The following is a 20913-nucleotide window of genomic DNA, read 5'->3' as shown; positions in this document are numbered from 1 at the left end:
GTACGATAGCGGGACGCCGCCGCCGACAGAAGGACGCGGGTCATCCCATGGTCGGAATGACGAACGCGCTGTCCCCGCTTGCGCCGCCATCGGGCCAACGCTGGGTCACGGTCTTCACTTTGGTCCAGAATTTGACGCCTTCCATGCCATGCTGGTTCGTGTCGCCAAAGGCTGAACGTTTCCATCCGCCAAATGTGTGATAGGCGACAGGGACGGGGATGGGGACGTTAATTCCCACCATGCCGACATTGACGCGCGCCGCAAATTCGCGCGCCGCATGGCCGTTGCGGGTAAAGATGGCGACGCCATTGCCATAGTCATGCTGGCTGGGCAGGGCGATCGCCTCTTCGAAATTGTCGGCGCGGACCATTTGCAGCACGGGGCCGAATATCTCTTCGCGATAGGTGCGCATCGTCGGCTTCACATGGTCGAACAAAGTCGGCCCGACGAAAAATCCCTGCTCATGCCCCTGCAATGTGAAGCCCCGACCGTCGACCACCAGTTCCGCGCCTTCATCGACGCCCATCTGGATGTAATTTTCGATCTTGGCCTTATGCGCGGCGGTGACGACCGGACCGTAATGCGCATCGGGATCCGTGGAAACGCCCACACGCAACGCCGCAATTGCGGGGATCAGCTTTTCGCGCAGGGCCACCGCCGTCTTCTCACCCACAGGAACGACCACGGGCAGCGCCATGCACCGTTCCCCCGCAGATCCGAACGCCGCGCCGGAAAGGTCGTTCACCACCTGATCCAGATCGGCATCCGGCATGACGATGCCGTGATTCTTTGCGCCGCCCATCGCCTGGACGCGCTTGCCCGCAGCGACCCCGCGCTTGTAGACATAATGAGCGATGTCGGATGATCCCACAAAGCTGACCGCCGCGATGTCCGGGTGATCCAGGATGGCATCCACCATTTCCTTGTCGCCGTGCAGCACTTGCAGGATGCCTTCGGGAAGGCCCGCTTCCAAGAACAGCTCAGCCAGGCGGACCGGCAGCGAAGGGTCTCGCTCCGACGGTTTCAGGATGAAGGCATTGCCGGTGGCGATCGCCACGCCCGACATCCACAGCGGTATCATCCCCGGAAAGTTGAACGGCGTGATCCCCGCGCCGATGCCCAGCGGCTGGCGCATGGAATAGACATCGATGCCCGGCCCGGCACCCTGGGTATATTCACCCTTCAGGACATGCGGGATGCCGCAGCAAAATTCGATTACTTCCAGCCCGCGCTGAATATCGCCTCTGGCGTCGGCCACAACCTTGCCATGTTCGGAACTGAGCAGCTTGGCCAGCTCGTCCATATTCTGTTCGACCAGCGCCTTGAAGTTGAACATGACGCGGGCGCGGCGCTGCGGATTGACAGCGGCCCAGGCGGGCTGCGCCTTCTTCGCGGCTTCGACGGCGCGGTCCAGCAGCGCGCTGTCGCCCAGCGCCACGCGCGCCTGCACACCGCCATTATTGGGGTCGAACACATCGCCAAAGCGGCCGGGGGCGGGCGCGTCGGCAAAGGCGAGCTTGTGGCTGATTTCGCGCATGGCATATCTCTCCTGCTGTTGCGCCGTCTCTGGGCGTAAGCACAATTGCATGCAATAGCGTATTGTTGCATCTATTGGCTGCAAAAATGCAGCATACCGCATAAGGATGACGATGTTCGACTGGGATGACATGCGCGTATTTCTGGCGGTCGCGCGGGCGCGCAAGATCGCACCCGCCGCCCGCGCGCTGGGGCTTGATCCGACCACGCTCACGCGCCGGATCGCTCGGTTGGAACAGGCGCTGGGCGCGCGTTTGTTCGATCTCAGCATGGGCGAACGTGTGCTGTCCGAACAGGGGTTGGCGATGATGGCCCATGCTGAACGCGTCGAAAGCGCCAGCCTCGCTGCGATGGAAGAAGCAACCGGCAAGTCACGGATGCTGTCGGGGCAGGTGCGCCTGTCAGTGGCGGAAGGTTTCGGGACATGGGTGCTGGCGCCCGGCTTGGCCGATTTTCACGCGCGCCACGCCGGCATCCGGCTCGACCTGATATCCGCGTCCGGCTTCCTAAATCCCTCCAAGCGGGAAGCGGACATGGCGCTGATGCTCGCGCGTCCGCAGCGAGGGCGTCTGTCGGCGCGGCGGCTGGGGGACTATCGCCTGCACCTCTATGCCGCCGACGCCTATCTGGAACAGCGGGGGGAGCCTTCCAGTCCTGCTGCCCTGCTGCACCATACGCTGATCGGCTATGTCCCCGACTTCATCTTCTCGCCCGAACTGGACTATCTCAATGAAGTGCATGCCGGGCTGGAAGCACATCTCAGGGCGACCAGCATCAACATGCAATATCGGATGATCGCGGAAAGTGCGGGTGTCGGCATCCTGCCCGACTTCATCGGTCGCAGGGACCGTAAACTTCGGTCGCTGCTGACCGATGCGGTTCAGATCACGCGCAGCTTCTGGCTGGTGATCCACGAAGATTTGCGCAAGCTCCCCCGGATAGAAGCCGTCGCCCAGTGGCTGCAGGAACGCGTGGCGCACATGAATACGGGCTAGGCCATTTCGACCGGCGCGGCCTGCGCGCCACGCACGACACGACCGGGCAGCGCATCGGTGGCTTGATCGTTGCGGCGGATCACCCGGCCCGACACGATGGTCGCCACGAACCCGGTGGCTGCCTGATCCAGCCGCCGACCGCCGCCGGGCAGGTCATGCCGGATATGGGGGGCGTGCAATATCAGCGCGTCCAGGTCGATGACATTGACATCCGCCTTGTAACCAACGGCTATCCGCCCCCGGTCCTGCAATCCCATCGTCTGGGCGGGCCGGGCGGTCAGCGCCTGGACCACCTGCGCGACACTCAGTTTCGGCCCCTCACGGTCGCGCGTCCAATAGGTCAGCATGAAGGTCGGATAGCTGGCGTCGCAAATCGCCGCATAATGCGCGCCCCCGTCGCCCAGCCCCATGACCACGCCGGGATGGTTGATCAGTTCATATATCTCGTCCAGCCTGCCATCATAATAATTGCCCAGCGTGTTGTAGAGCAGCCCGTCGCCGTCACCGTCGTTCATCAACAGATCCCAGGCAACCGCCTCCGGCCCGACACCACGCGCGCGCGCCTGCGCCCCGATGCTTGTTTCGGCGGGCGGCTCATAGTTGGGCGGATCGGACAGGGGGAATATCCAGTCCCAATTGCGCGTCATCATCGCCAGCGGATGCCCTTCCTGCGGGGCTTCGCTGATCAGCCGCGCGCGAAAGGCCGGATCGCGCAAATAAGGTAGTTGCTCAGCAAGTGGCAACGCTGCAATCGGCTGATAGCTGGGGCACAGGCAAAATGGATGGGTGGATAGTTCAAAGCCGCAGACCATGCCGATGGGCCTGGGCAACAACTGCGGGCTGATCGACAGGCCGCGCGCGTTCGCATCGTCGCATATGCGCAGCGCCTCGCGCCACACAGGATCGCCCTGGTTTGAAGTGCCCAGCGTGAAAGTCACCGGACGGCCCGACGCTTGCGCAACCGCCAACAAATGCGCCAGCTCGTCCGGCCAAGGGGAAAAGGGCGCGTCCAGCACCATCTGCAACACACCGGTGCCCGCGTCGCGCATCACCCCGGCAATGGCCTTCAATTCCTCCACGTCGGCCTGATAGGTGGGAATATGCTCGCCCGCCTTCGTGCGGTGGATCAGCAGCCGGGACGTGGCAAAGCCGATCGCCCCGGCATCCAGAGCCTCACGCGCAATCGCCTGCATCTTCTGGCGGTCATCCTCGGTTGCCGGTTCGCGTCGCGCCCCACGTTCACCCATCACGAACACGCGCAATGGGCTATGGGGCAGCAGCGCAGCCACATCAATGTCGCGCGGCCGCGATTCCAGTGCGTCCAGATAGTCGGGAAAACTCTCCCAATCCCAGCTAAGCCCTTCGGCCATGACCACGCCGGGAATATCCTCCACCCCTTCCATCAGGCGGATCAGGCGGTCATGATCTTGCTTTCGGCATGGTGCAAAGCCGACGCCGCAATTGCCGATTACCGCCGTGGTGACCCCATGCGACGATGATGGAGACAGGCGTTCGGACCAGATCGCCTGACCGTCATAATGGGTATGAATGTCCACGAAACCGGGCGTGACGGTCAGGCCGGCCGCGTCGATCACCTCGTCCGCCACACCATCGAAGGCACCGACAGACAGGATCAGTCCATCCAGGATCGCGACATCGCCAATAAATGGTTCGCCGCCGCTACCGTCGGCGATGCTGCCGCCACGGATCAACAGGTCGCAACGCGCGCTCATGAACCTCTCCTTTTTAAGGAACGGTATCCAACCGTTCGGTATCGGTCAAGCTGTAGTCGACGCCCTGCTTTCCTGTTGGTCCCTCGCTCGCCCTGTCCTAAAGGTTTGAACTCTTGAAATACGGCCATGTGAGTAGCGGGTGAAGATTACATTGCGTCAGATTGCCGTGTTCGAATCCGTCGCCCGGACCGGCAGCGTCGCGGGCGCGGCGCAGGAAATCGGGCTCAGCCCTTCTGCCGCCAGCATGTCGCTCAAGGATTTCGAAACCCATCTGGGCGTCCGGTTGTTCGCCCGGTCGGGCCGCCGGTTGTTGTTGTCGGATCAGGGGCGGCCCATGCTGGAAATGGCGCGGCGCGTGCTGGTGCAGGTCGCCGATATGGAGGCGCTTTCCCTGCCGGAAGAAGTGCGGGGCCGTCTGCGCATAGGCGCCGTCGCGTCGGTCGCCGACCATGTCCTGCCGCGCCTGTGCGCCACTTTCATGCGCCGCCATCCGGGCGTTCGGATGGAATTGCGCGTGCTGCCGTCGCACGACGTGATGGAAGGGGTGCGCAACATGGCGCTCGACATCGGCTTCGTCGGATCACCGGTCAATTCCAGCTATCTGGAGGCGCAGCCATGGCGCAGGGACGCGCTGGCCGTGTGCGCAGCGCCGGACCATCCGCTTGTCGGGCGCGGTGAAATGCCGCTCGCCGCCTTGGCGAACGAAGCCTGGGTGCTGGAAAAAACCCAGTCCAGCGAACGCATCTTCTTCACCGTGGAAGTGCTCAAATCCCTCAATTCGCTCAATATCGTCCTGGAAGCCGACAGTGTGGAGGCGATCAAGCGCGCCGTCCGCGACGGCGCGGGTCTGGCCTGCCTGTCCCGCCTGGCGGTGGGGGAGGAAGTGGCGCGGGGCGAATTGTCCCTGCTCGACATTCCCGAACTTCGCTCCACCCGCATCGTCAGCCTGATCAGCCGACGGGACACACCACTGCCCGCCGCCGTCCGCGCCTTCCATAGCTTTGCTTCTGAGCAGGCTGACCTGTGATCAACATCAGTTTTTCTGATGTATCGCGTCGATTATTCGAATTGGTAGCAACAGGCGCAAGGGCCTAATCATCTCTCCAACCCGCCCCGTGCGGAAAAGAAGGAGAGTGATGTGAAGGCCGTGATCTGTCCCGCTTTCGCGCCGATCGACGCTCTGACCTGGGGCGACGTTCCTGCGCCACAGCCCGAACCGGGCGAACTGCTCATCGATGTCGCGGCCGCGGGCGTGAACTATCCCGATGTGCTGATCGTGCAGGGCAAATATCAGACGAAACCGCCCCTGCCATTCGTGCCGGGCAGCGAAGCATCGGGACGCGTCGCGGCAATCGGCGAAGGCGTGGAAGGGTTCGCGATCGGCGACCGGGTCGTCGCGTTCACCGGCACCGGCAGCTTTGGCCAGCAGGTTCGCGCCCCCGCAACGCAGGTCTGGCCCGTGCCCGATGGCGTCGACCTGGACATCGTAGCGGGCATCTGCATCACCTATGGCACTTCCTATCACGCGCTCAAGGACCGGGCGAACCTGCAACCGGGCGAAACATTGCTGGTGCTGGGCGCAGGCGGCGGCGTTGGGCTGACTGCGGTGGAACTGGGCAAGCTGATGGGCGCGCATGTCATCGCCGCCGCGTCCAGCGCGGAAAAGCTGGCGCTGGCCAAGGCGCAGGGCGCAGACGAACTGATCAACTATGCCGACGAAGACCTGCGCGAACGGGTCAAGGCGCTGACCGGCGGCAAGGGGGTCGATGTCGTCTACGACCCGGTCGGCGGCCCCATGAACCTGACTGCCGTCAAAAGCCTGGCTTGGGGTGGCAGACTACTGGTCATCGGCTTTGCTGGTGGGGAAATCCCCTCCATCCCCGCCAATCTGCTGCTGCTCAAAAGCGCGTCGGCGGTCGGCGTCCTGTGGGGCAATTCCCTCCGCGCCGATCCGGAGAGGCAGGGGGCGAACATGCGCCAGCTGCTCCAATGGCTGGCGCAGGGCGCGATCAGGCCGGTCGTCGATACGCGCTTCGCCATGACCGACGTTGTCGCGGCGCTCCATCATCTCGAAGGGCGAAAGGTCAAGGGCAAGGTGCTGCTGACCATTCCGCCTGCATCCTGACAGTAGCTGGAAAATCAATCATGTCCGACACCGTCGCCTACAGCGTCCAGGGAGCGATCGCCCAAGCCCTGATCGACAATCCACCTGTCAACGCCACATCCGCCAGCGTGCGCCAGGGGCTGGCCAGCGCCATCAAGGCTATGGAATCCGACCCCGCCGTAAAGGCGCTGGTGATCCGCTGCGCTGGCAAAACCTTCATCGCAGGCGCGGACATCAAGGAATTCGGCAAGCCCATGGCCGATCCGGGCCTGCCGCAAGTCATGGAAATGATGGACCACGCGACCAAGCCGATCATTGCCGCGATGCATGGCACCGTTCTGGGCGGCGGCTTCGAAGTCGCTCTCGCCTGCCATTATCGCATCGCCGCCAAAGCTACGAAATTCGGCTTCCCTGAGGTCAAGCTGGGCCTGATGCCCGGCGGCGGCGGCACGCAGCGGACGCCGCGCCTTGCCGGGTTGGCCGCAGCGCTCCCGCTGTTGACGCAGGGCAACCAGATCAGCGCGGACAAGGCGCTGGCCGACAATCTGATCGATGCCGTGGCCGAAGGCGACGACCTCGCCGCAGAGGCGCACGCCTTCGCCGAAACGCTCGTGGCGCGGGGCAAAGGCCCCCGCAGCGCAGCAACGCTGCCCATGCCCGCCGATGATCCCGCCTTGTTCGAAGAGGCAAGGAAGCTGCTGGCCAAAAAGATGCGCGGCCAGACCGCGCCGCTGCGCGCGCTGGAGGCGGTGCGCCTGGGCTATGAACTGCCATTCGAAGAAGCGGTTCGCCAAGAACTGGCGATCTTCCGCGAATGCATGGCCGGGCCGCAGTCGAAGGCGCTGCGCAACCTGTTTGCCGCCGAACGGGAAGTGGCCCGCATCGCCGACCTGCCTGCGGACACGCCGGTGCGCGACATCCAACGCGTGGGCGTCATCGGCCTTGGCGTCATGGGTCGCGGCATCGTCATGGCCCTCGTCAGCGTCGGCATTCCGGTTATCGCCATCGGCCTTGATCAGGCCAATATCGACGCCGCGATAAAGGCGATCACCAAAATGTGGTCCTCCTCCGTCGCCAAGGGCAGCATGTCGCAGGAGACGATGGACAAGCGCCTCGCGCTCATCACCACCAGCGACGACCCCCGCGATCTGTCGCCGACGCAATTGGTGATCGAGGCAGTGACCGAGGATCTGGAAATCAAGAAGGCCGTCTTCGCCAAGCTCGGCGAGGTTACGCCCGCTGGAACCATCCTCGCCTCCAACACCAGCTTCCTCAATATCGATACGCTGGCAGCCGCATCCGGGCGGGCGGAAGATGTGTGCGGCATGCACTTCTTCAATCCCGCCCATGTCATGCGCCTGCTGGAAAATGTCCGCGCGGCAAAGACCGACCCCGAAGTGGTCGCGACGATCATGGCGCTCGGCAAGCGCATCGGCAAACTGCCCGTCCTGTCGGGCGTGTGCGACGGTTTCATCGTCAACCGCATGCTCTCCAAGCGCTCCCGCGAGGGCTTCTTCCTGGTGGAGGAAGGCGCCACGCCCGCCGCCATCGACAAGGTGCTGCTCTCCTACGGCTTCCCGATGGGACCGTTCGCGCTGGGCGACCTTGCCGGCCTCGACGTGCAGGCCGCCGCGCGCAAGGTGCGCGCCGCCAGCGCGACGGAGCGCGAACTGCGCGCCGACTTCCCCGAACAGATGGTCGCCGCCGGACGCCTTGGGCAGAAAACCGGGTCGGGCTGGTACAGCTATGATGAAAAACGCAAGGCCAGCGCCAATCCGCTGACGGACGAGATGATCGCCGCCCACGCTGAACGCCACGGCCTCAAGCTGCGCGACATTGGCGAGGATGAAATCCGCGAACGCCTGCTCTACGCCATGGTCAACGAAGGCGCCAAGCTGCTGAGCGAAGGCATCGTCCCGCGCCCGCATGAAATCGATGTGGCGCTGGTTAACGGCCTCGGCTGGCCTAGCTACACCGGCGGCCCCATGCATTGGGCCGACCAGATCGGCCTCGACAAGCTGCTCGCCACCATCGAAAAATTCCGCGCCGAACAAGGCGACGCCTATTGGACCCCCGCGCCGCTGCTCGTCCAATATGCGCGCGAGGGCAGGGGCTTCTACGCATGAGCTACGATCCCAACGCAAAGACCGCCGATCTGCTCGCCCGCCTGCGCGCTTTCATGGACGCGCACATCTATCCCAATGAGCAGCGCTACTATGAGGAGGTGGCGACCGGCGACCGCTGGGCGCACATCACCCTGATCGACAGACTGAAGCCGCTGGCGAAAGAGGCAGGCCTCTGGAACCTGTTCCTCCCCGAAAGCACCCACGGCGCGGGGCTCACCAACCTCGAATACGCCCCGTTGTGCGAGGAAATGGGCCGCGTCCATTGGTGCCCTGCGGTGTTCAATTGCGCTGCGCCCGACACCGGAAACATGGAAACGATCGAACGCTTCGGCACGGACGAGCATAAGGAACGCTGGCTGGAACCCATGCTGGCGGGCGAAATGCGATCCGCCTTCGCCATGACCGAGCCGCAGGTGGCTTCGTCCGACGCCACCAATATCGAAAGCTCGATCGTCCGCGACGGCGATGACTATGTCATCAACGGCCGCAAATGGTGGATTTCCGGCATGGGCGAGGCGGACTGCGCGCTCATGATCTTCATGGGCAAGACCGATCCGACCGCGCCCAAGCACAAGCAGCAGTCGATGATCCTGGTCCCGCGCGACACGCCCGGCATCACGGTGCTGCGCCCGATGACGGTGCTCGGCTATGACGACGCGCCCCATGGCCACATGGAAATCCTGTTCGAAAATGTCCGCGTGCCCGCCTCCAACATGCTGCTCGGCGAAGGACGCGGCTTCGAGATCGCGCAGGCCCGCCTTGGCCCCGGCCGCATCCATCATTGCATGCGCATGATCGGCATGGCCGAACGCGCGCTGGAGGCCATGTGCCGCCGGGTGAAGAGCCGCGTCGCTTTCGGCAAGCCGCTCGCCGAACAGGGCGTCATCATCGAACGCATCGCCAACAGCCGCATCATGATCGACCAGGCGCGGCTCCTCACCCTCCACGCCGCGCATCGCATGGACACGGTCGGCAACAAGGTGGCGAAAGCGGACATCGCGATGATCAAGGTCGCCGCGCCGAACATGGCCTGCCAGGTCATCGACTGGGCGATGCAGGCGCATGGCGCGGCGGGCATCAGCCAGGATTTCTTCCTCGCCAGCTACTATGCCCATGCTCGCAAGATCCGCTTTGCGGATGGCCCGGACGAGGTGCATCGTCACCAGCTCGGCCGCCTCGAACTCGCCAAATATGACTGACGTCCGCACGCTCGACACCAGCCGCCTCGGCCCATGGCTTCGCGCCCATGTTCCGGGCGCGGAGGGGGAGATCAGCGCGGAAAAATTCGCAGGCGGCCAGTCCAACCCCACCTATTTGCTGTCGGTGGACGGGCACCCCCGCTTCGTCCTGCGCCGCAAGCCCGATGGCGTGCTGCTCCCCTCCGCCCACGCGATTGAGCGCGAATATCGCGTCACCGATGCGCTGAAGGACAGCGCCGTCCCCGTCGCCCGTCCGCTCGCCCTGTGCGAGGATGCCAGCATCGTCGGCACGCCCTTCTTCATCATGGCTTATGCAGAGGGCCGAAACTTTTGGGACGCCCGCCTCCCTGACCTGACGCCCGCAGACCGCGCCGCCATCTATGACGAAATGAACCGCGTCCTCGCCGCCCTCCACGCCATCGACCCGGCGCAGGTCAGCCTCGCCGACTATGGCAAGCCCGGGAATTATTTCGCCCGCCAGGTCGCCCGCTGGACCAAACAATATCGCGCCACCCAAACGCAGCAGCTCGACGCGATGGAGCAGCTCATCGACTGGCTCCCCGCCAACGATCCCGGCCTCGAAGCAAGCCGCATCGTCCACGGAGACTATCGCAACGACAATATGATCTTCGCGCCCACAGAGCCCCGCATCATCGCGGTTCTTGACTGGGAACTCTCGACGCTCGGCCATCCCCTCGCTGATCTTGCACAGCATCTGATGGCGTGGCGTGTGCCGAAGGAGGGCTATCGCGGCCTGTCCGACGCAGACCTCCCCCCGCTCGGCATCCCGTCCGAAGCCGACTATCTCCAACGCTATGCGCAGCGCAGCGGCGCAGGTCCCATCGACCCCACCCATTGGCGCTACGCCCTTTCCTTCGCCATGTTCCGCAACGCCGCCATCCGCCAGGGCGTCTATCACCGCGCGATCAGCGGCAATGCATCAAGCGACGCCGCCGCGATCCACGGCGCGCGTGCGGGAGAAATAGCGGGCCTCGCCTGGCGCATCGTCCGCGGGGAAGAGGATGCACATCTATGACCGAAAAGCTGATCGACGTTGGCGGCTACCACCTGCGCGCAGTCGAACAGGGGGAGGGGCCACTCGTCCTCATGATCCATGGCTTCCCCGGCCTCGCCTGGTCATGGCGGCACCAGATGGAGCCGCTGGCGCAAGCAGGCTTCCGCGCCGTCGCCATCGACAGCCTCGGCTATGGCGGCAGCGACCGCCCCATCGATCCCGCCGCCTATGACGCCGACCGGATGCAGGCCTACCTCATCGCCCTGCTCGACCATTATCAAGCGGACAAGGCGGTCATCGTCGGCCAGGATTTCGGCGCGCAATATGCCTGGAATCTCGCCGTCCGTGCGCCGGACCGGGTGGCGGGCCTCATCGCCACCATCCCCTACGACTATGACATGGCCGGACGCGCCATGCTCGGCGGCGCGCCACGCCTCCCAGCCGACGCCCCCGCCAGGCCAGAAGCATCCTCCCCCGATCGCCTCCCCAGCGAACGCTTCGCCGCCATGGCCGCCGAGCATTTCGTCCACTTCCACTATTTCATGGAAGCAGGCCCCGCCGAGCGCGAACTCGCCGACCGAGCCCCCGAATTCCTCGCCCGCCTCTTCTACGCCCTCTCATCAAAGGGCGATCTCTGGAGCTGGAAAACGGTCTCCTCCGTCGGCAGCGGCTATCTAGACGTCCTGCCACCCGCGCCGCCGCTCCCCTGGCCATGGCTCACCCAAGCGGAGTTCGGCCGCTTCGTCAGCGAATATGTCGATGCCGACCCGATGCTGCGTTTCATTGGCGGCCTCAACAGCTACCGCACCGCTGATATGAACTGGCGCATCGGCGAAAAATGGGCCGACCATGACGTCGAAGCGCCCACCCTGTTCCTCTATGGCGAAAAGGACCCCTCCTTCGGATTCTTCACCGATTGGGAAGAGCGGATGCGCAAGCGCGTCCCCGGCCTTCGCGACATCATTGCCATCCCCGAAGCAGGCCATTTCGTGCAGCAGGAACAGCCCGTCGCCTTCAACAAGGCGCTACTCGACTTCGCCCGCGCGGTGACGCAATGAGCGACCACTGGCCTATCGGCGGTCATCTCGGCCTCAGCTCCCCCGACCGGCCGATGCTCGCGCATCTCGCCCGCTCCACCAAGTCGCTCGACCAGATCGACGCGCTTGCCGATCATGGCTTCGCCGGGGTGCAAGACCTGTTCCTGAAGCTGAGACCGCCGTCGGAGCAGGCGGCGATGGCGGCAAAAATGGCACGTCGCGGACTGGTGCTGACCAGCTTTGGCGGCGATCCGATGCATTGGAACACCCCACTCTGGAGCACAGAAGACGCGGCGGCACGTGATGCGATAAAGGACAGCGTCACGCAAAGCTGCGCCATCGCGGCCCAATTTGGTGGGGCAGGGGCGGTCTGCGTCGCGGGCCTCGACCCCGCCCGATCCCGCAAAGCGCAACTCATGGCCATGACCGAAAATCTGAAACATCACGCCGAAATGGCCGCCCGCGCAGGACTGCTACTTTTGGTTGAGCCAATCGCTGAAAGCCGCATAGCCGGACTTCTCCTTAACCAGCTAGAGGACGCGCTCGACATGGTGCGCGCTGTCGGGATGCCATCGGTGCGGCTGTTGTTCGACATCGGTCATGTCGCAATGATGGGCCATGCGGTGCCGGACGCACTGGATGAATGCGCTGACGCCATTGGATTAATCCAGGCCGTAGACGTGCCAAACCGGATCGACATTGGCCTTGGGACGCTCAACTGGCCCGCAATACTCGCCGCTGTCGAAGCTGCCCGCTATTCGGGAATGATCGAACTGGAATATGAACCTGTCGATCCGACCGCAGCCGGCGAAGCCGCCATGCTGGCCCGCTTGGGCAGCATCCTCGATCTACCAGAGAAGTGCCCTAAAGACTGACCAACTCAGGAAAAATAGGATTTGATGCCGCTCAAGAAGATGTCGGTCACGAGTGTGGCTTGATCGGCCATTTCCTCTTGGGTCATGGGATCGCCGCCGAACAGCAGGCGGCGTTGCCATTCGCCAAAGGCCATGGAGACAAATTGCTTGGCGATGCGGTGGCTTTCGGCTGGGGCGGCGCCTTCTGCTTCCAGCATGGCCGCGACCGGGCTGACCTGGTGCCGTTCGAACTGCAGGCGGGCGATCTGCCGCAGTTCATCGAAATAGCTGCTTTCCCGATAGATCAGTCGGCTGAGGCGCGTACTGCGCTCGGAAAATAGCTGTCGCTGCATCTCGGTGGCGTAGGTGACGAGCTGCGTGTGCAGGTCGCCTTTGATGTCGGGCATTTCAGGCCGAATCTCGGCCCCGGAATGTTCAAGGCACGCTTCGAACAGCGACAGTTTGTCGGGGAAATGGTTGTAAAGCGTGCGGCTTGATATCTGCGCCTTGTCGGCGATGTCGCGCAGCGATGCGGCATGAAAGCCCACGCGCGCAAATTCCTCTAGGGCGACCAGGATCAGGTTTTTGCGCTTCTGCTCGGCCACCTGCTGCGTTGGACGGCCGGCTCGCCTCTTCATGATCGGTTTATCCATATTTCGCCTCGTCGCGCAGCCGGGGGGGAATAGCAAGGGCTGCTCGCCTGTTGACAGAATTACACATGAAAGTGTAATTCGTCCATAACGAGTCTGCGAACAGGCATATCAGGAGAGACAGGATGCACGCCCCGGCTACCACTACCGATTCGAAGATCGACGCCGCCATCGACGCGCTGGACCCGACGATGGCGCTGATGGCCCTGATCCAGATTACCGGCGACCGCACTCTTCTTCATCGTTACTGGAATGACATTGACGGGCGGCAGGAAGAATTGATCGAGACCTTCGTCGATATCAATGCGCATGAAGAGCGGCCTTCGATCGATGCATCCGTTGCCAGTGAGATTCGCGATCAGCTGCGCGCCGCGGTGAAGTCGGGCAAGCCGCCGGTCATGTCGCAGATCGATCGCCCGATGTTCAAGCGGATGAGCCGCCTGTTGCTGGGTCAGGACCTGCCGGAAATGTCGGTGGACGTCGCTTTCCAACATGCCGGGTTCACCACGGACACCCGCGTTCGCAAGGCCGCCGACGTGCCCCCCGCCGATTTCAAGGTGCTGGTCGTTGGCGCGGGCATGATGGGGATCAACGCCGCGATCAAGCTGCAGCAGGCGGGGTTTGACTTCACCGTCCTGGAAGCGATGGACACGGTTGGCGGCAACTGGCTCACCAACACCTATCCGGGTGCTGCGGTCGATACGCCCAGCCGCATCTATTCCTTCTCCTTCGAACCCAATGCTTCGTGGACGCAATTCTATCCGCGCGGTCCTGAATTCCTGTCCTACCTCGACCGCGTCACCGATAAATATAATCTGCGCGACCGTATTCAGTTCGGAACCTGGGTCGAAGGCGCGCAGTGGGACGAAGCGCGCAAGATCTGGACCGTGAAGGCGGTACGGAACGGCAAGCCGGAAACTTATGAATGCAACGTCCTCATCATGGCGGTGGGGCCCAACAACAATCCCAATTATCCCAAGGTCCAGAATCTGGACTCGTTCAAGGGTCCGGTGATCCACTCGGCGGTCTGGGATCATGATGTCGATCTGACGGGCAAGAAGGTCGTGCTGGTCGGCACGGGCTGCTCGGGCGTGCAGGTCGCGACCGCCATCGCTGACAAGGTCGGCGAACTGGTGATCGTGCAGCGCCAGCCGGAACATATCATCCCCAACCCGCAGGCGCATGCCCCGGTCGGGGAGTTGGAGCGCTGGGCAATGGAGCATGTGCCCTTCGTGGCCCAGTGGAAGCGTCTGCAGAGCCTGCACAGCCAGATGCGCGACATGCACGGCATGATCATGAAGGATGAGGAATATGCCGCCAGGACCGGCGGCTTCGGTCCGATCAACGATGGCATGCGGATGATGTGTGAAGGCTATCTGAAGAGCCATTTCCCCGACAATCCCGAGATGGTCGAGCTGCTGACGCCCAACTTCCCCGTCTTCGCCAAGCGGCCAATCCTGGATTGCGGCTTCTATGACACGCTCAAGAAACCCAATGTCTCGATCGTGCGCGGCGAACTGGCGCAGGCCGATGCGGACGCGGTGATCCTGTCCGATGGCACCCGCATCGAATGCGACGCGCTGCTGCTATCGACCGGCTACAACCTCCATTTCGGGCGGCAGTTCGACATTCGCGGCGCCGGGGGCGAAACTTTGACGGACGCGTTCGACCCGCATCCCTTCTCCTATGAAGGCATGCTGATCACCGGCTTCCCCAACTTCGTCTTCATGGGCGCGCCCTACAGCTATCTGGTCGCCAACCATGCGGTCGTGAGCGAGCAGCAGGTCCATTATATCGTCGAGCTGCTGCAATGGATGGTCGATGATCATCTGTCATCCTTCGATGTCTCGCCGGAAGCAACGCAGGCGTTCATCGACGATGTTGACGCGAACCTGGCCAAGACCGCCTGGGTCCAGTGCGGCAGCGCCCATGGCTATTATCGTGACAAGGGCGCCGACGGGCAGAAGAAGGTCATTCTGGCCATTCCGCGCCACAACTCGCGCATCTGGCACGATCTGCGCTCGCCCCGCGCAGAAGACTTCAATGTCACGCGCGCCGGTGATGCCGCCAAGGCCGCACCACGCGAAATGGAAATGCTGACCATCTGACCCCTTCATACAAGAAACGGATGAAAACCGAATAATATTGGGAGACTAGATGATGCTTCGTGATCTCGCAGAGCAGTTCCGCCCTGTCGCACCGCCGCAGCTGATCGATAAAGCCTATACGGACGATCAGCATGCACGTTTGTTGAGTGTTGCTCGTAACAATGGTCCTTGGCCGCTGATGCTGGCGGAAAACTTCAAGACGGCGGAGGAGGTTATCGCCGCGACCTCAGGCGCAGGCAAGCAATTGCCGGAAGGGGTCAAGCTGACCTGGGACATGATTGGCATCTATCCCGGATTTCGAGGATATTTGGCGCGTGGGGGCACCTGCTTCTACCCGGAGATTGAGGATTGCTATTACAACTCCCGCTTTCTCGAGCTGGTGCGCAATTATTACGACTGCCAATATGCGGAACCCGAAACCTTCCTCTTCAATATCCAGGGGCCGACGCCGCTCGGCGGGCCGCCCCATCTGGACGGCACCGTCTTTCGTGGCCTCACAATGGAAAACACGCCGCTCTGGCTGCTGCTGACCATGGCCAAGTCCTGCCTGTTCAATCGCTGGCGCTCAAAGAAGGGGCAGGTGATCGCCTGGTATTATAATGGCGAAATAGGCGGCGGCTTCAACTGCTGGCCCGATGGCCCAAGCGGTGAGCCATTGCAGATCAACGCACCCATGTGGGGGCGCGCAGTGGTCGTCGAAAATGAAATGATGTTCCACCATGGGCAGGCTGGGGGTCCGGTCGCCATGCGCAGGCCGCAGGGGTTGGACATCAGTTCCACTTTCGGCGCTGACCCGCAGGATCCTGCCGGCTGGCAGATCGAAACCTTTGGTGAAGTCACGCAAAGGGTTCCCGAACAGGAAATGCGCTTCCTCGTCCATTGGGGCGCGCGTCTGTTCAAGGATCTGGACGACTTCAAGCTGACCTACGACCATCGCGACGACATCACGCATGAACTGGCGATCAACATGCTGATCGACGACATGAAGAAGCGCGGCGTCGCGTTCGAAGTGCCGACCGATCCGATGCACGACAACGCTTTCGTCGGCCTGCTTTCCAAGGTCTATGACATAGGTGGCCCCGCCAACATTCCGCCCGATGCGATGGACAAAGCCGCCTGACGGCTGCTCCAACGGGGCGTTTTGGCCGAATGTCTGAACATGGCGGCGGTTTTGGAGCTGCCGGTCATCTTCTGCGAAAATAACGGCCAGAGCCGATGCAGATGTTGACCGCATGACGATTGCGCAGCCGCCGCATATTTAACGGGGTATGATCCCATCTCAGGAGAGACGATAATGGCAAGCCAGATACCGCACGCGAAAACCCAGGACACCGATTTCATGTTCATCAAGCTGCAGGTCAAGGACCTGGACCGCGCCGTCGGGTTCTACAGTTCGGTCATCGGCTTGGTTGAGATGAACCGGCTTGAGGCCGAAATGATGGGACGCAAGGTCAGCGAAGTCGTGTTCATGCCGACATATGCGGGTGGCCCGATGTTCATTCTGGCTCAATTCCATGACACTGAAGCGCCCGCTGCGAACGAATTGATCCTGGGTTTCGCGACGGCGGACATCGGCGGACTCATCGCGCGGGCGGAACAAGCTGGCGGCCGCGTCCTTGAGGCCGCGCGCGAAGTCCCTGGCATGGGCGGTATGCAGGTTGCCTTCATCGCCGATCCGGAAGGGCATGTGGTTCAGCTGAGCCAGATGGGCGGCTGATAGCGGGAGCAGGCTCGTGACAGGCAAGCCCTGTCACGAACAGTGCGTTTGATTTGCCTTATACGCGGCACCGTCTTAAATGCACACGTAGGTGTAATATAGCGTCTTTTGCGGGCGCGCATGATTGCTGTTGAATAATAGCCGGGGGAGCGCAGTGCCGATGATTGAAGAAATTGCAGTCTCTCCCGGCATGCGATGCCGGATCGTCGCGGACCAGGGCATCGCGGTAACGGCGGGGCCGGGGACCGATACCCCCGAACTTCATCATTTGCACCAAGGCGCGCTGGTCGTCTGCGCGGAACTGGCAAGAAACGGTAAGGGACGGGATCGCGCCCGCATCGCAAGCCCCGACGGTTGGGTGGATGCCGACGCGCTTGGCCGTGCAGCGCCTTTCACCAAAATCGCGCTGGATTATGAAAGCTTTCTGGAGCGCCATCTGTGCGTCACCCCAGGGGATCATTATCGGCTGGAATTCCCGATCGATCTGGCAGGATTGCGGAAAGCTGGCCCCGCGTTTCTGACAGCGGCGTTCCAGGCTTCCGGCGTCCTTTCACGCGACAATTGCGTCACGGATATCGTCGCCCTCGATAAACTGGATATTCGTGGCGCGTCGGAAAACGGGCTGCTGACGCTGGCTTATGCACGAAACGAACCGGGCCTGCAGACCGAGTTGTTCGTGAAATTCCCCCCTGGCGACGCCCACCATAAATATGGATTGCTGCGGTTGTCGAACGGCGAAATTGAAATGGGACGCCTGTCCCGCGAACGGCAATTGCCGGTGACGACGACCCAATATTATTTCGGCGATTATAGTTCATATACCGGGAACTACATCCTCATAACTGAGAGGGTGCCCTTTGGCGTCGATCCTGTCGAACCGGCTTATCGCAAAGGTTACGACCATGAAGTGCCGAATGTGGAGGAACATTATGAAGTTCTGACGCGCAGCCTTGCCCGGTTGGTGGCAGCGCATAAGCGGGGCGATCTGGGGCATGATCTGGAAGAGATTTTTCCGTTCGGAAAAGCCGCGCCCGACTTCGCACCCATCAGCGATTCCGAACCGCGCCTTGACCGGCTTATCAACTTCATCGGCAGTGTGGCTCCCCAACTTTTTTCTTCGGAAGTGACCCAACCGGAATTTCTGAAAACCTGGCGCGAGGACGTGCTGTTCGGCCTGGAGCATAAGGACAAGCTGCTGGCTTATCTGCTGTCGAATGTCGACTATACCGGGCTTTGCCACATCAACCTGAATATAGACAATGCCTGGTTCTGGCGGGATGAAAAGGGACAGCTTCAGGCCGGAATTCTGGATTGGGGCGGTGCGGGCCAGGCGAGCATCGCGCAGGCACTGAGCGGTATGCTCATGATGCCGGAACCGCACAAGCATATCGCCCTGGTGAAGCGCGTGATCGATATTTTCATCGAAGAATGCGCCATCCAGGGTGGTCCGCAGATCGACAGGGACGAACTATATTTCCGATATAAGGCGTCGATCTATTCAACCGCTCTTTTCATGTTCGTCACCATTCTTTCGGATGCACTGGATTATTTCCCCGACGAATATTTCAGCGCCATGGAAAGCCGCATGGACCCCCGGTTGCTGGAAGGCGGATTTTACAGTGCGGTGGTCTGGATCGAGAACATGCTACAGGAATGGCTCGAAGAAGTGACACCCGGTGACGTGTGCCGCCAGATCGTCGCCCTGGACGGAGCCGCCTGGGGAAGGAGTGGACCGGCGGAACAAAGGCGCTGACCCAACCTGTCTCGCGCCGATAGCCGCGATAAACGGGCAGAGTGCAGACTATTTCCGCGTTTTCCGCGTCAGCAGACATCTCCTGATCAACAGCGCGCGCAGCGACTAAGAAATAAAACGCAATTGTTTACTTCGTCGCGCGCGTCGATATAAGAAGCGGCAGTTGATAGGAGATCATGTGCGCCACTCTATTCGCTTGATGACGCTAATGCTTTGCAGCGTCGCTGCCGCTGCGTCGGCCCATGCAGGTGAACTGCCGCGTCTTCGCACGGAAGATGGGCGGCACGCGTTGCTGGTGGATGGCAAGCCCTATCTGATGCTGGGCGCGCAGGTGCATAATTCGAGCAATTATCCCTCGGTACTGCCTCAGGTGTGGCCGGTGATGCAGGCGCTGAGCGCCAATACGATCGAAATTCCCGTCGCCTGGGAACAGTTTGAGCCTACCGAGGGCAGGTTCGACTATAGCTGGGTCGATACGCTGCTCGCCCAGGCGCGTAAAAATGACATGCGCGTTGTGCTGCTATGGTTCGGAAGCTGGAAAAACGGCGATTCAACCTACACGCCGGAATGGGTGAAAAGCGACACGAAGCGCTTCCCCCGTCTGCAGAAGCGGGACGGCCGCCCTACAACCACGCTTTCCCCACTTGGTGAGGCGACACTTGCTGCCGACCGAAAGGCCTTTGTCGCACTGATGCGGCATTTGCGCGAGGTCGATCGCGAGCACACCGTCATCATGGTCCAGGTTGAAAATGAGATCGGGAGCCACGGCGTTGCTCGCGATTATTCTCCAGCAGCCGATCGGCTTTTCGCCCAGCAGGTGCCCGAAGACATCCGCCGCGCATCAGGAAAGCAGGCGGGGACATGGGCGGAGGCGTTCGGCAAGGAAGCGGACCAGGCATTCGCCGCCTGGACCTATGCGCGGTTCGTGCAGGAAGTGGCTGTCGCTGGCAAGGCGGAGAAGAACTTGCCCCTGTACACCAACGCCGCGGTCTTCGACGCGACGGGCACTGCCATGGCCGCCCAGGTCGCGAGCGGCGGCCCCAATTGGAACGTGCTGCCAATCTGGAAGACGGCTGCGCCTGCGCTGGATCTTATCGGACCTGACCTCTATCTGCCGCTTGAAAAGACCTATCTGGGCCTGCTGGATCGCTATGCGCGGCCAGACAATGCGCTGTTTGTCCCCGAGACGAGCAACGCAATCTGGGCCGTTCGTTTCTTCTGGGCCGCGCTGGGGCGGGGGGCTATCGGCTGGGCGCCATTTGGAATGGATGCGACGAGCTACTCCAATTACCCGCTCGGCACGCGCAAGTTGGACGCTGCCACGATTGAAGCGTTCGCCGCCCCTTACCGCCTGTTCCGGCCTATCGCGAGCGACTGGGCTGCGATCGCCAGCGAGCACCCGACCTGGGGCACCGCCAAGAACAGCGCGGGTGAGGACTCGACCTCCATGGGCAGCTGGAAGATTTCCGTCACCTATGGACGCAACAATTTCGACATTCCCTGGCCGGGCATGGAACCGCCGCCATGGGCGAAGGAGCCTGTCGGTGGCGGTGTGGTCGCTCAGCTCGGCCCCAATGAATTTCTGGTTGCCGGGCAATATAGCCGCTTTCAATTCACGCCCGTCGATCCGGCCGTGAACGGGCAGATCATGAGTGCGGAGGAGGGGACCTTCATCGATGGCCGCTGGCAAGCAAGTCGCCGCTGGAATGGTGATCAAATCTCCTATGGCTTCAACTTCAACGAACAGCCTGCGCTGCTTCGCGTAAAGCTTTCAACCTACTAGATTTCTGGATTAGCCTTAGCGGTGCACGAGGCACGGCAGAATATAAACTGCCGTCAACAACAATGGACCGCCACCGGGAATGCGTCGGCGAAGCATCGCGCGAAAAGCCGGTTCCACTTTTGCGCGCGATGCTCTGTTCGGCGAGGCTCATCTCGGCAGCGCGCTTACACACACGCAATGTTCGAGCTGATTAGAAAAGACACTATCTCCGCTAGATAGAAATGACACCATTTATAGCAGCAGGGGCTGCGTGGAGCCATCGATACAGCGCAGCGCAGACCCTGCTGATGGCGTAACAGTGGT

Annotated in this window: 16 protein-coding genes; 13 read left to right on the top strand and 3 right to left on the bottom strand. The window is 62.1% G+C overall.

The features are described 5' to 3' along the window. Nucleotides 1–40: 40 nt before the first annotated feature. Entirely contained in the window at nt 41–1537 is a 1497-nt protein-coding gene (locus ACI3KQ_RS09230; RefSeq protein WP_404956901.1) for a CoA-acylating methylmalonate-semialdehyde dehydrogenase, read from the bottom strand. A 112-nt stretch (nt 1538–1649) separates the two neighbouring features. On the opposite strand from ACI3KQ_RS09230, the gene ACI3KQ_RS09225 reads away from it, so the two are divergent. Next, nucleotides 1650–2531 (top strand): LysR family transcriptional regulator, encoded by an 882-nt coding sequence (locus ACI3KQ_RS09225; protein ID WP_404956899.1) that lies wholly within the window; start codon nt 1650–1652, stop codon nt 2529–2531. Here the strand turns inward: ACI3KQ_RS09225 and ACI3KQ_RS09220 are convergent. Further along, nucleotides 2528–4264, bottom strand: coding sequence for an amidohydrolase family protein (locus ACI3KQ_RS09220; protein WP_404956897.1), 1737 nt, complete (start codon nt 4262–4264; stop codon nt 2528–2530). The genes ACI3KQ_RS09225 and ACI3KQ_RS09220 overlap by 4 nt on opposite strands. A 139-nt stretch (nt 4265–4403) precedes the next feature. Between ACI3KQ_RS09220 and ACI3KQ_RS09215 the strand changes: the two genes are divergently transcribed. From ACI3KQ_RS09215 to ACI3KQ_RS09185, 7 genes are all read left to right on the top strand, one after another. Next, nucleotides 4404–5291, top strand: coding sequence for a LysR substrate-binding domain-containing protein (locus tag ACI3KQ_RS09215; RefSeq protein WP_404956894.1), 888 nt, complete (start codon nt 4404–4406; stop codon nt 5289–5291). Nucleotides 5292–5402: 111 nt separating this feature from the next. After that, nucleotides 5403–6389, top strand: a complete 987-nt coding sequence (locus ACI3KQ_RS09210) for an NADPH:quinone oxidoreductase family protein (RefSeq protein ID WP_404956893.1) — start codon at nt 5403–5405, stop codon at nt 6387–6389. Nucleotides 6390–6409: 20 nt separating this feature from the next. Next, nucleotides 6410–8494, top strand: coding sequence for a 3-hydroxyacyl-CoA dehydrogenase NAD-binding domain-containing protein (locus tag ACI3KQ_RS09205; protein WP_404956892.1), 2085 nt, complete (start codon nt 6410–6412; stop codon nt 8492–8494). Next, complete coding sequence (locus tag ACI3KQ_RS09200; protein WP_404956890.1) at nt 8491–9693, top strand: acyl-CoA dehydrogenase family protein; 1203 nt, start codon at nt 8491–8493, stop codon at nt 9691–9693. The genes ACI3KQ_RS09205 and ACI3KQ_RS09200 overlap by 4 nt, the downstream gene beginning before the upstream one ends. Beyond that, complete coding sequence (locus tag ACI3KQ_RS09195; RefSeq protein ID WP_404956888.1) at nt 9686–10729, top strand: phosphotransferase family protein; 1044 nt, start codon at nt 9686–9688, stop codon at nt 10727–10729. The genes ACI3KQ_RS09200 and ACI3KQ_RS09195 overlap by 8 nt, the downstream gene beginning before the upstream one ends. Beyond that, nucleotides 10726–11766, top strand: coding sequence for an alpha/beta hydrolase (locus ACI3KQ_RS09190; RefSeq protein WP_404956886.1), 1041 nt, complete (start codon nt 10726–10728; stop codon nt 11764–11766). Before ACI3KQ_RS09195 ends, ACI3KQ_RS09190 begins: the two co-directional genes overlap by 4 nt. Further along, on the top strand, nt 11763–12620 hold the full coding sequence (locus ACI3KQ_RS09185) for a TIM barrel protein (RefSeq protein WP_404956884.1): 858 nt from the start codon (nt 11763–11765) through the stop codon (nt 12618–12620). Before ACI3KQ_RS09190 ends, ACI3KQ_RS09185 begins: the two co-directional genes overlap by 4 nt. 5 nt (nt 12621–12625) lie before the next feature. On the opposite strand, the gene ACI3KQ_RS09180 is transcribed toward ACI3KQ_RS09185, so the two are convergent. Beyond that, nucleotides 12626–13237: a TetR/AcrR family transcriptional regulator gene (locus ACI3KQ_RS09180; RefSeq protein WP_404956882.1), complete on the bottom strand. Its 612-nt coding sequence runs from the start codon at nt 13235–13237 to the stop codon at nt 12626–12628. 137 nt (nt 13238–13374) lie between these two features. Here ACI3KQ_RS09180 and ACI3KQ_RS09175 point away from each other — a divergent pair, with 137 nt between their 5' ends. The 5 genes from ACI3KQ_RS09175 (at nt 13375) to ACI3KQ_RS09155 (ending at nt 20610) form a co-directional block, all read left to right on the top strand. Continuing rightward, nucleotides 13375–15357, top strand: coding sequence for a flavin-containing monooxygenase (locus tag ACI3KQ_RS09175; protein ID WP_404956880.1), 1983 nt, complete (start codon nt 13375–13377; stop codon nt 15355–15357). Between the two features lie 49 nt (nt 15358–15406). Continuing rightward, nucleotides 15407–16477, top strand: a complete 1071-nt coding sequence (locus ACI3KQ_RS09170) for a hypothetical protein (RefSeq protein ID WP_404956878.1) — start codon at nt 15407–15409, stop codon at nt 16475–16477. Between the two features lie 174 nt (nt 16478–16651). Beyond that, on the top strand, nt 16652–17074 hold the full coding sequence (locus ACI3KQ_RS09165; protein ID WP_404956876.1) for a VOC family protein: 423 nt from the start codon (nt 16652–16654) through the stop codon (nt 17072–17074). 160 nt (nt 17075–17234) lie between these two features. Next, entirely contained in the window at nt 17235–18827 is a 1593-nt protein-coding gene (locus tag ACI3KQ_RS09160) for a hypothetical protein (RefSeq protein ID WP_404956874.1), read from the top strand. A gap of 178 nt (nt 18828–19005) precedes the next feature. After that, nucleotides 19006–20610: a DUF5597 domain-containing protein gene (locus ACI3KQ_RS09155; protein WP_404956872.1), complete on the top strand. Its 1605-nt coding sequence runs from the start codon at nt 19006–19008 to the stop codon at nt 20608–20610. Nucleotides 20611–20913: the final 303 nt, after the last annotated feature.

Source organism: Sphingobium sp. ZW T5_29 (assembly GCF_044987515.1).
Classification (GTDB): domain Bacteria; phylum Pseudomonadota; class Alphaproteobacteria; order Sphingomonadales; family Sphingomonadaceae; genus Sphingobium.
Note: the sequence above shows the minus strand (reverse complement) of the source record. Positions and strands in the feature narration are given on the sequence as shown.

Bases quoted from the DNA above. Each gene is read 5' to 3' on its own strand.
- ACI3KQ_RS09185 (WP_404956884.1), top strand. From the start codon at position 11,763: ATGAGCGACCACTGGCCTATCGGCGGTCATCTCGGCCTCAGCTCCCCC.
- ACI3KQ_RS09230 (WP_404956901.1), bottom strand. From the start codon at position 1,537: ATGCGCGAAATCAGCCACAAGCTCGCCTTTGCCGACGCGCCCGCCCCC.
- ACI3KQ_RS09180 (WP_404956882.1), bottom strand. From the start codon at position 13,237: ATGAAGAGGCGAGCCGGCCGTCCAACGCAGCAGGTGGCCGAGCAGAAG.
- ACI3KQ_RS09175 (WP_404956880.1), top strand. From the start codon at position 13,375: ATGCACGCCCCGGCTACCACTACCGATTCGAAGATCGACGCCGCCATC.
- ACI3KQ_RS09205 (WP_404956892.1), top strand. From the start codon at position 6,410: ATGTCCGACACCGTCGCCTACAGCGTCCAGGGAGCGATCGCCCAAGCC.
- ACI3KQ_RS09200 (WP_404956890.1), top strand. From the start codon at position 8,491: ATGAGCTACGATCCCAACGCAAAGACCGCCGATCTGCTCGCCCGCCTG.
- ACI3KQ_RS09195 (WP_404956888.1), top strand. From the start codon at position 9,686: ATGACTGACGTCCGCACGCTCGACACCAGCCGCCTCGGCCCATGGCTT.
- ACI3KQ_RS09225 (WP_404956899.1), top strand. From the start codon at position 1,650: ATGTTCGACTGGGATGACATGCGCGTATTTCTGGCGGTCGCGCGGGCG.
- ACI3KQ_RS09220 (WP_404956897.1), bottom strand. From the start codon at position 4,264: ATGAGCGCGCGTTGCGACCTGTTGATCCGTGGCGGCAGCATCGCCGAC.
- ACI3KQ_RS09165 (WP_404956876.1), top strand. From the start codon at position 16,652: ATGGCAAGCCAGATACCGCACGCGAAAACCCAGGACACCGATTTCATG.
- ACI3KQ_RS09160 (WP_404956874.1), top strand. From the start codon at position 17,235: ATGATTGAAGAAATTGCAGTCTCTCCCGGCATGCGATGCCGGATCGTC.
- ACI3KQ_RS09170 (WP_404956878.1), top strand. From the start codon at position 15,407: ATGATGCTTCGTGATCTCGCAGAGCAGTTCCGCCCTGTCGCACCGCCG.
- ACI3KQ_RS09190 (WP_404956886.1), top strand. From the start codon at position 10,726: ATGACCGAAAAGCTGATCGACGTTGGCGGCTACCACCTGCGCGCAGTC.